This is a genomic window from Veillonella dispar (genome assembly GCF_900637515.1).
In the GTDB taxonomy this organism is placed as follows: domain Bacteria; phylum Bacillota; class Negativicutes; order Veillonellales; family Veillonellaceae; genus Veillonella; species Veillonella dispar.
The window spans coordinates 1,649,472-1,663,774 of the sequence record NZ_LR134375.1 but is presented as its reverse complement, the minus strand read 5'-3'; the positions used below and the strand labels follow the sequence as shown (position 1 = coordinate 1,663,774).

The following is a 14,303-nucleotide window of genomic DNA, read 5'->3' as shown; positions in this document are numbered from 1 at the left end:
ATGATTATTTTAAAATCGCCCCATGAAATTGAATGTATCCGCAAGGCAAGTAAGCTTACAGCAGACACGTTGTCCTTGTTAGTAGAAAAGGCTAAACCTGGCATCACGACGCTTGAGTTAGATACAATTGCCGAAGAATATATTCGCAGCCACGGTGGTATACCAAGTTGTAAAGGGTACTATGGATTCCCTGCTACAATCTGTGCTTCTATCAATGATGAAGTTGTTCATGGTATTCCGAGCGCTAAGCGTAAGCTTAAAAACGGTGATGTCCTCAGTATTGATCTTGTATCATCTATTGATGGATATCACGGCGATTCGGCTGTGACGATTCCTATCGGTCACGTCAAACCAGATGTGATGAAATTGTTAAAAGTTACAGAAGAAAGTCTGTTCAAGGGAATTGAACAAGTGAAAGTTGGCAACCGTATCGGTGCTATCGGTCACGCTGTTCAAACGTATTGTGAGAAACATGGTTACGGTGTCGTTCGCGACTTCGTAGGTCATGGTTTAGGCCGCGAAATGCATGAAGATCCGCAAATACCAAACTATGGTAGTCCTGATCAAGGACCTTTAATGAAACCAGGTATGGTATTGTGTATTGAACCGATGATTACAATGGGTAGTTATCGTGTTCATGTATTAGGGGATGACTGGACAGCAGTTACCGTAGATGGTAAACCTGCTGCTCATTTCGAACATACAGTGGTTGTTACAGAAAACGGCCCTGAAATATTAACCATGCGTGATGAACCGCGGTTAATTAAATAAAACAGGTAACCGGAGGAAAAGATATGTCAAAAGAAGACGTTATTGAGGTGGAAGGTACGGTAGTTGAGGCTTTACCGAATGCCATGTTCCAAGTTGAATTGGAAAATGGTCATATCGTATTGGCTCATGTGTCAGGTAAAATGCGTATGAATTTTATCCGTATTCTTCCTGGTGATAAAGTTACTATGGAACTGACACCGTATGACTTAAATCGTGGTCGCATCACCTATCGCTTCAAATAAGCATAGGGTCCACAAAGGAGGTACTAATGAAGGTTCAACCATCAGTTAAAAAGATATGCGAAAAATGTAAAATCATTAAACGCAAAGGCCGTGTAATGGTTATTTGCGAAAATCCAAAACATAAACAAAAACAAGGATAATCTGATAGGAGGTGGATGATTAGATGGCACGTATCGCCGGTGTAGATTTACCTCGTGATAAACGAGTGGAAATTGGTTTAACTTATATTTATGGTATTGGTCCAACTTTAGCATCTGAAATCATTGCTAAAACTGGCATCAATCCTGACACACGTGTTCGTGATCTTTCTGAAGATGAAGTAGCGAAAATCCGTGAATTGTTAGATGCTGATTACAAAGTTGAAGGTGACCTTCGTCGTGAAGAAGCTCTTAACATTAAACGCTTAATTGAAATCAACTCCTATCGAGGCAAACGTCATCGTATGGGTTTACCACTTCGTGGTCAACGTACTAAAACGAATGCACGTACTCGCAAAGGTCCTAGAAAAGCAATTGCTGGTAAAAAGAAATAAGATAAAGGAGGGATAAAGCGTGGCTAAAAAAGTTGTTAGAACTAAAAGAAAAGAAAAGAAACATATTGAATCCGGTGCGGCTCATATTCGTTCTACATTCAATAACACTATCGTAACTTTGACAGATACAAACGGTAATGCGTTGTCTTGGGCTTCCGCTGGTGGCTTGGGCTTCCGTGGTTCCCGTAAATCCACTCCATTCGCTGCTCAAATGGCTGCTGAACAAGCTGCTAAAGCTGCAATGGAACATGGTCTTCGCACTGTTGAAGTATTCGTAAAAGGTCCTGGATCCGGCCGTGAAGCTGCAATCCGTGCTTTACAAGCTGCAGGTCTTGAAGTTACTTCCATTAAAGACGTAACTCCAATTCCTCACAATGGTTGTCGCCCTCCAAAACGCCGTCGTGTATAATTAATAGCGGCCGATTTGATACGGTGCTATAATTAAACTATGAACGTGTGTTGTATAGGAGGATGTTCCTGATGAGCGAAGAAAAGAAACTTAAAATCGAGAAGGTGGACATCGCCGAAGGCGGTCGCTATGGTAAGTTCGTATGTGAACCATTAGACCGTGGTTATGGTATCACTCTCGGTAATAGCTTACGCAGAATTTTGCTTTCATCCTTGGATGGGGCAGCTATCACCTCTATCAAAATTGATGGAGTTCTTCATGAATTCTCTACTATTCCTGGTATTCGCGAAGACGTTACGGATATCATCCTTAACTTAAAGCAATTGTGCATCAAAGTTGAAGAAGATGTGCAACTACCATTGGAAGTTCACTTTGACTTCCAAAAGGATGGTGTATTGACAGCAGCTGACTTAGCTGAGCAATTCCCACCAGAAGTGGAAGTATTGAATCCTGAACTTGTGATTGCGACTATGGATGAGACAGCTCATCTCGTAATGGACGTAGTGATTGAACGTGGCAAAGGTTACGTTCCTTCTACGAAGAATAAAAAAGACACAGATGTAATCGGTTGTATTCCAATCGATTCCATCTTCTCTCCAATTCTTCGTGCCAAATACGAAGTGAGTGATGTTCGTGTAGGCAATGAAATGGACTTTGACAAACTTACATTAGAAGTTTGGACTGATGGTTCCATTACTGCTGCTGATGCAGTGGCAAAATCTGCTGCCATTATGATTGGTTATTTAGGGAACTTCACTAAATTAGCGCACTCTGCAGATGTTGTAGATGTAAACACAGGTGAAGGCGGTATCGTTGTTGATCCAGTAGGTTCCGATAATGAAGAACCAGCTGTAGATGAAGGCCCAGCAAAGATTTCCATCGATGAGTTGGAACTCTCTGTTCGTGCGTATAACTGCTTGAAACGTGCTGGCATTAATACAATTGCAGATTTGCTAGACAAAACCATTGATGACTTAGGAAAAGTTCGCAATTTAGGCAAAAAATCCATCGATGAAATTGAGGAAAAACTCAATAATCATCCAGGTGGTTTTCAACTTAAACAAAAAGGCGAATAAGGAGGAAGACGAATGTACAGAAAATTAGGCCGCGACAGCTCCGCTCGTAAAGCGTTGTTCCGTAGCATGTTAACATCTTTCTTCCAATATGAGCGTATTGAAACTACAGAAGCTAAAGCGAAAGAACTTCGCTCTTTAGCTGATCAAATGGTAACTTTGGCTAAACGTGGTGATCTTCATGCACGTCGCCAAGTTCTTGCATACCTCATGGATGAAAGCGTAGTAAAAAAATTGTTTGATACAATTGCTCCAAAATATGCAGACCGTCAAGGTGGTTATACTCGTGTAATCAAAACTGGTCTTCGCAAAGGTGACGCTGCACCTTTGGCTATTATCGAGTTAGTTTAATCAAACTCTATACGGTGTTGTAACTTATGTTGCAGCACCGTTTTTTTATTGTCAATTTTATGGTACAATCGATGAGTATAATATCGTAATATATTAGCAGTTATCGTAAATATTAAATGTCTATTGTTAACCTTTTACAGTATACCTTAGATACTATTTCATTCTAAGTGTATGAACAGGACATATTATATTGATGCTAGTAGGCTCAATATGGGAATGATTGATTTGTAAATGGTTCTACTTTTATAGAAGCGAAATTGACTAGAAAGATATGAGGTTATCCATGAATGAAAAAGACATTATGATTCAGGTCAATCATATGAGTCATATCTATACCGATGAAAATGGCAATGATGTACACGCACTAAATGATGTGAGTTTATCCATCAAGCGTGGCGAGTTTGTTTGTATCATCGGTACTAATGGTAGTGGTAAAAGTACACTAGCCAAGCATTTCAATGTGTTATTACAACCTAGTGAAGGGTATATCAATGTATGTGGCTATGATACGCGTGATGAAGAACATATTTGGGATATACGCCAACATGTAGGTATGGTGTTCCAAAATCCGGATAACCAAATTGTGGCAGCTGTCGTAGAAGAAGATGTTGCCTTTGGTCCAGAAAATCTTGGAATTCCTAGTGCTGAAATTAGAAAACGTGTCGATGCAGCATTAGAGGCTGTTAATATGACTGAATATAGAGAGCATGGTCCTCATTTGTTGTCTGGTGGTCAAAAGCAACGTATTGCTATTGCAGGCGTACTTGCCATGAAACCTGATTGTATCGTTCTTGATGAACCAACGGCTATGCTCGATCCAAAAGGTCGTCGTGAGGTATTAGAGACAGTTCATAAACTCAATAAAGAAGAAGGTATCACTATCGTGTACATTACACACTTTATGGAGGAAGCTGTCACAGCTAATCGTGTGGTGGTAATGAAAAATGGCGTGAAGTTACATGATGGTACCCCTCGTGAGATTTTTAGCCATGTAGATACATTAAAAGGCCTTGGCCTCGATGTACCAGTAGCGTCTGAAATTGCTTTCAAATTAAATGAAAAAGGATATGAGATCGGTAAAAGTATCATCAATAATGAAGAATTAGCAGTAGGTCTAAAACATTCTAAATTAGCGGATCAATTACTAAGTGAACATAACGTAGGTGCTAAAACGATAAGTTCTCCTATCAATGAAAATTCAAATGTAGTAAGAGGGGAGGGCACACACTAATGGCGATTGTAATAGATAATATTACTTATACCTATGGTGTAGGTACTCCATTTGAAAAGACAGCCCTTCACGGTGTATCTCTTACTGTTGAAAACGGTGAGTTTTTAGGCATCATTGGTCATACCGGCTCTGGTAAATCTACCTTTGTACAACATTTAAATGGCTTATTACATCCTACAACAGGAACGGTTACCGTTAATGGTGTAGATATTAGTGCTTCTACAGAGGAAGCTAAAAAGATGCGCCATAAGGTAGGCATGGTTTTTCAATATCCAGAACATCAGTTGTTTGAAGAAACTATTGCCGAAGATATTGCCTTTGGCCCTAAAAACTTAGGCCTCAGTGCTGATGAAGTAGATGAACGGGTACGGGAGGCAATGAAATTTGTAGGTCTTGATTACGACACCTACGCGGAGCGCTCTCCATTCCACTTATCGGGTGGACAAATGCGCCGTGTTGCCATTGCAGGAGTAGTGGCTATGAATCCAGATTTCCTAGTCCTTGATGAGCCATCTGCAGGCCTTGACCCATTTGGTCGTGAAGAAATATTTGAAGAGATCATTCGACTTCATAAAGAAAAGGGCATTACTGTAATCCTTGTATCACATAACATGGAGGATATTTCTCGCATGGCATCTCGCCTCGTGGTACTCGATAAAGGTCGTATCGTTCTCGATGGAGAACCGATGGAAATCTTTAATCATCACCGCGATGCATTGCAAGCTGTTGGTGTAGACGTACCACCAGTATCTGTAACCATGGAATATTTGCGTGAACAAGGATTAGATGTATCTAATCGTGTATTATCTGTAGATGATGCAGTACAAGCCATTCTAGAAGGAGGTAGCCATGTTAAATAACATTACTATTGGGCAATACTTCCCAGGAAACTCCTTCTTGCATCGCATGGATCCTCGTGCCAAGATTATTGCTACAACTATCTTTGTGGTAGCTATCTTCCTAGCAAATTCTCCTCTTGCGTATGGCTTGGTAGGAGCATTTACCATCTTTGCTATGTTGTTATCAAGATTGCCATTACGCTTGATGTGGTCAGCTATTAAACCACTTTGGATTATCATTGTATTTACTATGGGTATTCATATCTTTACGACCCCAGGTAATTCAGTTTTCCAATGGGGCATTATTAATATTACAGATCAAGGCTTGGCTATGGGTCTACAAATGGCAGCACGATTAATCTTTTTAATCTTGTTCTCCTCCCTATTGACCTATACGACATCACCAATTCGTTTGACCGATGGTATTGAGCATTTGCTAAACCCATTCCGTTGTATTGGCGTACCTGCTCATGAATTGGCTATGATGATGACCATTGCATTACGTTTCATTCCTACTTTATTGGATGAAACGGATCGTATTATGAAAGCTCAATCTGCTCGTGGTGCAGACTTTGTAACAGGGTCTATCATTCAACGGGCAAAAAATATGGTACCTTTATTGGTTCCTTTATTCATCAGTGCATTTAGACGTGCTGATGAACTGGCTATTGCTATGGAAGCGCGTTGCTATCGAGGTGGTGTAAACCGTACGCGTATGAAGGAACTACAAGTTACCTATGTTGATTATATTGGCGTCGGTGCTGTTATTTTGATTACCCTTGTACTCATTGCATTGTGGTGGTTAGGTCTATGAGAAATATACGAATCATAGTTGCTTATGATGGCACCGATTTAGCAGGCTATCAGAAGCAACCTGATGATAAGGGCTTAACAGTACAAGGTTGCTTAGAATATGGATTGTCCAAAATTTGTAACGAACCCATACAAATCTATGGAGCTTCTAGAACAGATGCAGGTGTACATGCAAAGTTTCAAGTATGTACGTTCCAAACATCTGGATCTATACCAGTAGAAAACATTCCTCGTGCTATGATTGCGCATATTCCAAAGGATATCGTTGTTCTTGAAGCCCTGGAAATTCCACTCGATTGGAAGCCTCGATGGAATATATATGGTAAGGAATATGTATATACCATTCATAATCAGCTCATTGCCAATCCTTTGACAAAACGATACCATTGGCATGTTAAGAAGCCTCTTAATATCGATCTCATGCAAGCTGCAGGCAATGAATTATTAGGCACCCATGATTTTACAACCTTAAAGGGGACGAATTCAACGCCCGCTGATCCGGTAAAAACAATTATAGGAATTCATGTAGAGGCAGAAGGCTCTCATGTTACCATTTCTGTAGTGGGAGATGGGTTCTTATACCACATGGTTCGCAATATTGCAGGGCTCCTCGTCGATGTAGGCCTTGGAAGACGCAAGGTGGAGGATATTAAGGGCTATTTAGCCGCTAAAGATCGTCGTGTTATAGGTAAAACGGCGCCAGCCCAAGGGTTATGTTTAGAGGAGATATTCTTTACGGAAGAACGTCAGCAAGAGGTGTTACAGAATAAATATTCTATATAATTTTGTATAGACTGCATTCTCTTAGAATTTATTTAAAACGATAACTATTAATACTAAAAGGATACTACATAGCATGTAGTATCCTTTTTTCTTATAATTTTTAGTTATAATGCCTTAATTTATACCTATTATTATGTGAAATGATACATTGTAAACCCAATATATACATGATACAATGACGATATGGACAGGTTCGTACTATAAAACATTAACATAGTAAGGTAGACTCTTGTCAGCAGTGTAATTTTTATCCTAAGGAGGGTGAATCTCTTGCAAAAACGTAAAGATTTTATCTGGAAAATGGGCGGCCAACAAGGTGAAGGTATCGAGAGTTGTGGCGAAATTATGGCGACAATCCTCGCTAAAGAAGGTTATTCCTTGTATAGCCAACGTTTATTTGCATCTCGTATCAAAGGTGGTCATACTACATTCGCATTGCGCGTTGCATTAGAACAAGTTATGTCCATTGGTGAAGGCGTAGACTTCTTGCTTTCTCTTGATCAAGAAACAGTTGATATGCATGGTTCTGAAGTTCGTGAGGGCGGTTACATCATCTGTGACAGCAAAGTAAATCCTGACTTCTCTAAATTTGAAGGTACAAAGGTTAATTGCTTGTCCTTGCCAATCTCTGAAACCGCAATGAAACAAGGTTCCTTGTTGATGCGTAATATCGTAGCACTTGGTATGTCTGTAGCACTTCTTGGTTTTGATACTAAGATGTTTAAAGATGCGATTGCTGCTAAATTTGCGAAAAAATCCCAAGAAATCGTGGATAAAAACTTAGCTGCCTTTGACGATGGTCATAGCCTTGTAATGGAAAAATTGGGCGATGTGGAAATCGATACATTGCCAGCTCCTGGTAAGAAAGATCAAATGTTCTTATTAGGTAATGAAGCATGTGCTTTAGGTGCTATTGCTGCGGGTTCCCGTTTCATGGCATCTTATCCTATTACTCCAGCATCTGAAGTAATGGAATATATGATTAAAAATATGGATAAATTGGGTGCTACTATCGTTCAAACAGAGGATGAAATCGCAGCATGCATGACAGCTATGGGCGGTGTATACGCAGGTGTTCGTGGCTTCACATGTACTTCTGGCCCGGGTCTTTCCTTGATGGCTGAATCCTTATCCATGGCTTCCATGGCTGAATTACCAATGGTTGTTATCGACGTTCAACGTTCTGGCCCATCCACAGGTATGGCTACAAAGGTTGAACAATCCGATATTGCTGCGGCTTGCTACAATGCACATGGCGATTATTCTGGTATCGTTATTTCTCCAACATCTATTGAAGAATGCTTCTATGAAATTCAAAAAGCTTTCAACTTGGCAGAAATGTACCAATGTCCAGTTATCTTCATGCCGGATTTACAACAAGGTTTGAATAAACAATCCGTTCCTTCCTTCGATTTGAACCGTGTACCTATTAACCGCGGTAAAATGATGAAAGAAGCTGACCTTCCTGAATTGGAACAACCTAAGTACTTCAAACGCTTTGAATTGACTGAAGATGGTATTTCTCCTCGTACAATTCCTGGTATGAAAAATGGTCTCTTCCTTTCCACAGGTTTAGAACATAATGAAGAAGGTAAACCAGCAGAAGCGCCTACAATGCACGTAGCGCAAACTGATAAACGTTTCCGCAAATTGGAAACTGTAGCTGATAATTACGAGCCATTCTTGAATAACGCTAAATACGACGAAGCAGATGTTCTCGTTGTAGGTATGGCTTCTAGCCGTGGCGCTATCGAAGAAGCTGTTGCTGAATTCGATCAAGAAGGTGTTAAAGTTAATCACTTGCAATTGCGCTTGATTAAACCATTCCCAGCAAAACAATTACAACCATTTATGGATGCTGCAAAAAAAGTGGTTATCGTTGAGCACAATGCAACAGGTCAATTGACTAACTTATTTAAAATCAACATGCATAAGAAATCTAAAATTTCCAGCTGCTTGAAATACGATGGTAATCCATTCACAAAAAGTTATGTGAAAAATGCGATTAAGGAGGTCCTATAATATGACAACAGCTAAAGATTACAGAAACGATATTCGTCCTAACTGGTGTCCAGGCTGTGGCCATTATGGGGTTCAAGCAGCGATTACTGACGCTGTAGTAGCGAAAAATATTCCACCAGAAAAATTAGCAGTAATTTCCGGTATCGGTTGTTCCAGCCGTATCGGTGGTTATTTCTACGCATATGGTGCTCATACAACTCATGGTCGTGCGCTTCCTTACGCACAAGGCGTTAAACTTGCTAACCAAGACTTAGAAGTTATCGCATTCTCCGGTGACGGTGATGCGTTCGCTATCGGTATGGGTCACACTATCCATGCTTTTAAACGTAATGTAAATATGACATACGTCGTAATGGATAACCATGTATATGGTTTGACTAAAGGTCAAGCATCCCCTCGTTCCGACATCGGTTTTGTTACAAAAACAACTCCTCGTGGGGCGTTCGAGTCTCCATTGTCTATCTGTGAAACTGCGATTGCAGCAGGTGCTACATTCGTAGCTCAAAGCTACATGATCAACCGTGAAGAACTTGTTGATTTGATTCAAAAGGCTATGGACCATGATGGCTTCTCCTTCATCAACGTATTTAGTCCATGTGTTACATACAACAAACGCAACAGCTATGACTGGTTCAAAGAACACTTAGTAGCATTGCCTGAAGGCTATAATCCAACAGATCGTGCAGCAGCACTTAAAACTTTGGGCGATACAGATGGTTTGGTTACTGGTCTTATTTACCAAAATACATCTAAACCTTCCTTCGAAAAATCCTTGGCAGCAGCAAATGGTGGTCCACATCCTCGTCCATTAACTGAAGATGTGGTAAAACCAGATCAAGCGCTATTTGATAGCCTTTGCAATCAATTTAAATAATCTTATCTAAATTGAATTATGTATAATCTGAATCCCTCTTTACTGAATGTCCAGTAAAGAGGGGTTTTTACATTATGACATTATGAATAGTATGATTACTTTAGAGTGTTGTGAATGATATGGTTATTTTATAGTGGTATGAATCGTATTATTACTTTACGGAGGTTTTCTTAATTGATATACTAATTTATAATTTAGGATATTTATAATTAAGTAAAAATTGAACGCTTATAAGTATAAGAGGCTATTATTTCAGAATATGAGGCATAATGGAAACGTATAGAAGTATCATTTACTATGCGATTCATTAAGGAGAGGGAATGAGTAACGTGTCGAATGAATATAATGAAGCATTACTAGAGCCACTTAAGTATTATCGGGAAGAGTTAAAGGACGCGTTTCAACAAGTAACCGAAGAATACTTTCAACAACTAGTAGATCAATCAAAGATTGATATAGATAATAATAAATTATTAATAGATAAGTATACTGATGTATCAGAAAATCGCGATCAATCAAACACATCCTATAAACGATTTGGCCTTATTAAAAAGGTTGATATTGTTATTGGTATAGGTGCCATTATTTATGGTATTTATCAGTTTTCACAAGATCATATTGATATTGTAGCGATTATTGTTTCTATACTTATATTAGTTCTAAGTGTAGGGCTTTACCTATATTGGATTAAGCCTAATAGTAAAAGCCTTGAAGAAAAACTTAATGATTTAGATGCGACATTAGCTAAAATGCGTCAAGAAGGCTATGAGATGATGGCCCCTTTAAACAATCTATTTCATAGTGAAATGACTGTAGAACTTATAAAAAAGGCGATTCCTTTTATTCATATGGATTCTAACTTTAATATTGAACGATATGAACAGCTCGTTAAAGATTATGGATTTTTAGAAAAAGGTGATGTAAATCATTCCACCTTAGATATTGCTTCTGGTGATATTTTAGGAAACCCCTTTGTTTTTCTGAAGCGCATAATCCACTGGATGGATGATTATACGTATGAGGGCACCTTAAATGTTACGTATACAGAAGAGTATGTTGATTCTAATGGGAATCTAAAAACTCGTGATGTTAACGAAACATTACGGGCCGTTATAAGACAACCTGGTCCTTATTATGCCAATAAAGTATCTTTAGTGTATGGTAATCATGCAGCACCTAACCTAACATTCCATAGGAAGCCACCGGAAAAAGGATTCTTTAATTTCGGTGGCGCTAAGAGTAAGATAGCAAAAGGTATTGCTAGTCTTAGACAGAAGAGTCAGGATTCATTGGAGAATGGTGGAGGCTTCCAAGCTTTAGCCAATGAAGAGTTTGATGCACAATTTAATGCATTAGATCGCAACAATGAGGTTGAGTTCCGCGTACTATTTACGCCATTAGCACAAAACAACTATAAGGATATTTTTGAAAACTCTCCATATGGAGATGATTTTATATTTAATAAAGAGTGTAAAATTAATGAGATTAAAGCTGACAATTCTCAAAATTGGGACTTTGATACATCACCATCTCAGTATTATGATTTTTCATTCCAAAAGATTAAAGAGAAGTTCATTAATTACAACTGCAGTTACTTTGAACACATGTATTTCTCATTCCTACCAATTTTAGCGATTCCTGTGTATCAACAAATGGCTTCTAATGATTATATTTATGGCAAGTCTTATAATTTCAAATATAATGATTACATTACAGAAATGCTAGCAAATAAAATGGGACTTAATTTATTTGTTCCTCCTGATGCGGCTCAGCAGAATAATGTAAAAACAATTCTTAAGACTAGCCACCATAAAAATGAAGGTGACTCTGAGGTAATTAAGGTAGATGCCTATTCTTATAGGGCCATCGAACACGTAGATCAAGTACCTGTACGAGCTGGTAATGGTAGAACCTATTATGTTCCAGTCCGCTGGGACGAGTATGTTCCTGTTACAAAACACGAATTGATAGAGGTTTCAGAAATTAAATCTGCTGGAGAGGATTTTAATCATATTAAAGGTCTAGATCAGTATCAAAAATCTGAAAATAATAGAGATAGGTCTTTTGCATACGATCACTTTATGGCAGGTAAACTATATCGACAAAATCAGTCTCTCGACGATTTATTAAATACTATTTACAAAGAATTTGGAGGTACCCAAAATGGCTAACCAACTCGACGAAATGAATCCGGAAATTATGTCTGAAGGCAGAGATGTGCATGTTATCGCTAAGGTAATCCCTGTTGAAACTAGTGGCTTTGAAAAACTTCTTCCAACGATCCTTATGGCAGTTGGTGTTATCGGTATCGTTTTTGGCATAGTTATAGACAAGTATCTAGTATCTATTATTGGCACCATTGTATTGATTTATCCATGGTGGCGATTAAAACAAATTAGCTCAGAGTTTAATATGATGGAACAAAGAATTCAAAATGCTGCATCTGAAATTGATAACTATATGGAGCAACGTGTGGTGATTCTTTCTAATGCGGCTAAACTTGTGGAAAAATCTATTGAAGTTGATAAGGATATCCTTGTAGACATTGCTAAGTATAGAAGTGGTAATTTTTCTGAAGAATCTAGAAGTGATGTGAATGCACAACTTAACAAGGCTACAAGAGCCCTCAACGTAGCTATAGAAAATTATCCTGAATTACAAAGCCAAGATACAATTCGTGATGCAATGCAACAAAATTCTTACTTACAAAAAGAAATTACTGCAGCTAGAACGTTGTATAATGATGCTGTAAATACTTGGAATAGAGAAATCTTTGAATTCCCATTTAAAAAGATTGTAGCTGCAAAAGAAGGTAGAACTACTAGAATTCCATTTATTGCAGATCAAGAAACTAAAGAAAAAGCTAAGGACGTTTTCTTTTAAGGGATAGGCAATTGGACGTTAGTGTATAAAGGGCATACTATAAAATCTGACATTAGTATATAAGGGGATACTATGAAGTCTTATGAAAAAGGGATTAGCTTGTCTATCTGGACATTGAGCTGGCCTATATTTATTGAAGTATTCCTACAGCTGTTAGTAGGTAATATAGACCAAGTGATGATGAGTCACTACTCTCCTCAAGCGGTAGCAGCTGTGGCTAATGCCAATCAAATTTTAAATATATTTATTATGCTCATCATTGTTATGAGTACAGCTACGACGATTTTGATTGCCCAGTATTTAGGGGCTCGAAATCAGTCTAAGCTATCAGAGGTATGTACGGTCAGTTTGGTGTTGAACTTCTTGTTTTCATCTGTTGCGGCTGTATTCTTTATCACCTGTCATGAATGGATTTTTACATGGCTTGGTATTCCGCCAGAAACGATGAGCGATACGTCGATATATACGACCATTGTGGCCGCAGGATTACCGATTCAGGCTATGTATTATGCGTTGGTTGCCGTATTTAGAGGCCATTCATTAACGCGTGTTACTATGTATATCGCGTTAGTTATGAATATTATCCATATCACAACTAACTATGTATTAATATTTGGTCATGGTCCCATACCAAGCCTTGGTGTACTAGGGGTATCAATTTCTACCTGGTTATCTAAGGTGGTAGGCCTCGTAATTATCGGCTATACCTTTAAGAAGTTGCTTACTTTAGAGGTGAGCTTCAAATTTTTAAAACCATTCCCGTGGCATACGGTTAAGTCTTTACTAAATATCAGTGTTCCCTCTGGTGGTGAAACCTTAAGTTATCAGTTATCTCAGACAACGATTATGAAAATGGTCAACATCTTAGGGTTAGCTGTTATTAATACAAAGGTGTATGTATCGGTTATTGCCATGCTTTGCTATGTATATACCATAGCATTAGCAAATGCATCTCAAGTTATTGTGGGTTACCTGATGGGGGCTAAACGACAAGCTGAGGTGACAAATCGCGTATGGCATTCTATGTTGTTAGCCATTGCCATTAGTGTAGGACTGGCTACGTTCTTTTATAGTACCAGTGATATTGTACTATCCATATTTACTACGGATCCAGAAATCCTATCGTTAGCACATAATGTATTACTGATTGAGATTTTCCTTGAGTTAGGTCGTGCCGTTAATATTGTTATGGTTGGCTGCTTACAAGCAGCAGGGGATATTAGAACGCCGATGCTCGTAGGCGTTTTTGGCATGTGGCTATGTGCTGTGCCATTGTCCTACCTCTTTGGTATTTACTGGGGATGGGGGCTCGTAGGCATTTGGATTGCCATGGCGGTAGATGAAATTTTACGAGGTTTATTATTTGTATATCGCTGGTATAGTGGGAAGTGGAAAAATAGACGCCTCATAGAGGCATAGTCTTATAGTTACACGATTTCAGTATATATTTAGTAGTTTGTAGATATAGTTAGCCTTACAT

The 14,303-nt window shown here is 38.7% G+C and carries 16 protein-coding genes; all 16 read left to right on the top strand.

The annotated features are described in order from the left end of the window. The 16 genes from map to EL171_RS07715 all read left to right on the top strand — a co-directional run bounded on the left by map (position 1) and on the right by EL171_RS07715 (position 14,242). A complete protein-coding gene (map, locus tag EL171_RS07790; protein ID WP_005385514.1) occupies positions 1-771 on the top strand; it encodes a type I methionyl aminopeptidase in 771 nt (256 codons plus the stop codon). 23 nt (positions 772-794) lie between these two features. Next, complete coding sequence (gene infA / locus EL171_RS07785; RefSeq protein ID WP_004695147.1) at positions 795-1,013, top strand: translation initiation factor IF-1; 219 nt, start codon at positions 795-797, stop codon at positions 1,011-1,013. Between the two features lie 26 nt (positions 1,014-1,039). Next, positions 1,040-1,153 (top strand): 50S ribosomal protein L36, encoded by a 114-nt coding sequence (gene rpmJ, locus EL171_RS07780; protein ID WP_004695148.1) that lies wholly within the window; start codon positions 1,040-1,042, stop codon positions 1,151-1,153. A 23-nt stretch (positions 1,154-1,176) separates the two neighbouring features. Next, positions 1,177-1,545, top strand: coding sequence for a 30S ribosomal protein S13 (rpsM, locus tag EL171_RS07775; protein WP_004695149.1), 369 nt, complete (start codon positions 1,177-1,179; stop codon positions 1,543-1,545). Positions 1,546-1,564: 19 nt separating this feature from the next. Continuing rightward, positions 1,565-1,954 carry a 30S ribosomal protein S11 gene (gene rpsK, locus EL171_RS07770; protein WP_004695151.1) on the top strand — a complete coding sequence of 130 codons (390 nt, stop codon included), beginning with the start codon at positions 1,565-1,567 and terminating at the stop codon, positions 1,952-1,954. A 71-nt stretch (positions 1,955-2,025) separates the two neighbouring features. After that, complete coding sequence (locus tag EL171_RS07765) at positions 2,026-3,030, top strand: DNA-directed RNA polymerase subunit alpha (protein ID WP_039968990.1); 1,005 nt, start codon at positions 2,026-2,028, stop codon at positions 3,028-3,030. 12 nt (positions 3,031-3,042) lie between these two features. After that, a complete protein-coding gene (gene rplQ, locus EL171_RS07760) occupies positions 3,043-3,378 on the top strand; it encodes a 50S ribosomal protein L17 (RefSeq protein WP_004695155.1) in 336 nt (111 codons plus the stop codon). A gap of 283 nt (positions 3,379-3,661) precedes the next feature. Next, on the top strand, positions 3,662-4,609 hold the full coding sequence (locus tag EL171_RS07755; RefSeq protein ID WP_005385518.1) for an energy-coupling factor transporter ATPase: 948 nt from the start codon (positions 3,662-3,664) through the stop codon (positions 4,607-4,609). Beyond that, positions 4,609-5,469, top strand: a complete 861-nt coding sequence (locus EL171_RS07750) for an energy-coupling factor transporter ATPase (protein ID WP_005385519.1) — start codon at positions 4,609-4,611, stop codon at positions 5,467-5,469. The genes EL171_RS07755 and EL171_RS07750 overlap by 1 nt, the downstream gene beginning before the upstream one ends. Further along, on the top strand, positions 5,459-6,262 hold the full coding sequence (locus tag EL171_RS07745) for an energy-coupling factor transporter transmembrane component T family protein (RefSeq protein ID WP_005385521.1): 804 nt from the start codon (positions 5,459-5,461) through the stop codon (positions 6,260-6,262). The genes EL171_RS07750 and EL171_RS07745 overlap by 11 nt, the downstream gene beginning before the upstream one ends. Further along, complete coding sequence (gene truA / locus EL171_RS07740; RefSeq protein WP_005385522.1) at positions 6,259-7,044, top strand: tRNA pseudouridine(38-40) synthase TruA; 786 nt, start codon at positions 6,259-6,261, stop codon at positions 7,042-7,044. Before EL171_RS07745 ends, truA begins: the two co-directional genes overlap by 4 nt. Positions 7,045-7,314: 270 nt before the next feature. Then, positions 7,315-9,066, top strand: a complete 1,752-nt coding sequence (locus EL171_RS07735) for a 2-oxoacid:acceptor oxidoreductase subunit alpha (RefSeq protein ID WP_039968993.1) — start codon at positions 7,315-7,317, stop codon at positions 9,064-9,066. 1 nt (position 9,067) lies between these two features. Beyond that, the gene (locus tag EL171_RS07730; RefSeq protein WP_005385526.1) at positions 9,068-9,940 is read left to right on the top strand and encodes a 2-oxoacid:ferredoxin oxidoreductase subunit beta; all 873 of its coding nucleotides are present in this window, start codon (positions 9,068-9,070) and stop codon (positions 9,938-9,940) included. Positions 9,941-10,260: 320 nt separating this feature from the next. Continuing rightward, the gene (locus tag EL171_RS07725) at positions 10,261-12,111 is read left to right on the top strand and encodes an MAG1210 family protein (protein ID WP_005385527.1); all 1,851 of its coding nucleotides are present in this window, start codon (positions 10,261-10,263) and stop codon (positions 12,109-12,111) included. Next, positions 12,104-12,823 (top strand): LemA family protein, encoded by a 720-nt coding sequence (locus EL171_RS07720; protein ID WP_005385529.1) that lies wholly within the window; start codon positions 12,104-12,106, stop codon positions 12,821-12,823. The genes EL171_RS07725 and EL171_RS07720 overlap by 8 nt, the downstream gene beginning before the upstream one ends. A 72-nt stretch (positions 12,824-12,895) precedes the next feature. Continuing rightward, complete coding sequence (locus EL171_RS07715; protein ID WP_005385531.1) at positions 12,896-14,242, top strand: MATE family efflux transporter; 1,347 nt, start codon at positions 12,896-12,898, stop codon at positions 14,240-14,242. Positions 14,243-14,303 lie beyond the last annotated feature (61 nt).

Bases quoted from the DNA above. Each gene is read 5' to 3' on its own strand.
- EL171_RS07725 (WP_005385527.1), top strand. From the start codon at position 10,261: ATGAGTAACGTGTCGAATGAATATAATGAAGCATTACTAGAGCCACTT.
- EL171_RS07720 (WP_005385529.1), top strand. From the start codon at position 12,104: ATGGCTAACCAACTCGACGAAATGAATCCGGAAATTATGTCTGAAGGC.
- truA (WP_005385522.1), top strand. From the start codon at position 6,259: ATGAGAAATATACGAATCATAGTTGCTTATGATGGCACCGATTTAGCA.
- rpsM (WP_004695149.1), top strand. From the start codon at position 1,177: ATGGCACGTATCGCCGGTGTAGATTTACCTCGTGATAAACGAGTGGAA.
- rpmJ (WP_004695148.1), top strand. From the start codon at position 1,040: ATGAAGGTTCAACCATCAGTTAAAAAGATATGCGAAAAATGTAAAATC.
- EL171_RS07730 (WP_005385526.1), top strand. From the start codon at position 9,068: ATGACAACAGCTAAAGATTACAGAAACGATATTCGTCCTAACTGGTGT.
- infA (WP_004695147.1), top strand. From the start codon at position 795: ATGTCAAAAGAAGACGTTATTGAGGTGGAAGGTACGGTAGTTGAGGCT.
- EL171_RS07715 (WP_005385531.1), top strand. From the start codon at position 12,896: ATGAAGTCTTATGAAAAAGGGATTAGCTTGTCTATCTGGACATTGAGC.
- EL171_RS07755 (WP_005385518.1), top strand. From the start codon at position 3,662: ATGAATGAAAAAGACATTATGATTCAGGTCAATCATATGAGTCATATC.
- EL171_RS07750 (WP_005385519.1), top strand. From the start codon at position 4,609: ATGGCGATTGTAATAGATAATATTACTTATACCTATGGTGTAGGTACT.
- EL171_RS07745 (WP_005385521.1), top strand. From the start codon at position 5,459: ATGTTAAATAACATTACTATTGGGCAATACTTCCCAGGAAACTCCTTC.
- rplQ (WP_004695155.1), top strand. From the start codon at position 3,043: ATGTACAGAAAATTAGGCCGCGACAGCTCCGCTCGTAAAGCGTTGTTC.
- EL171_RS07765 (WP_039968990.1), top strand. From the start codon at position 2,026: ATGAGCGAAGAAAAGAAACTTAAAATCGAGAAGGTGGACATCGCCGAA.
- map (WP_005385514.1), top strand. From the start codon at position 1: ATGATTATTTTAAAATCGCCCCATGAAATTGAATGTATCCGCAAGGCA.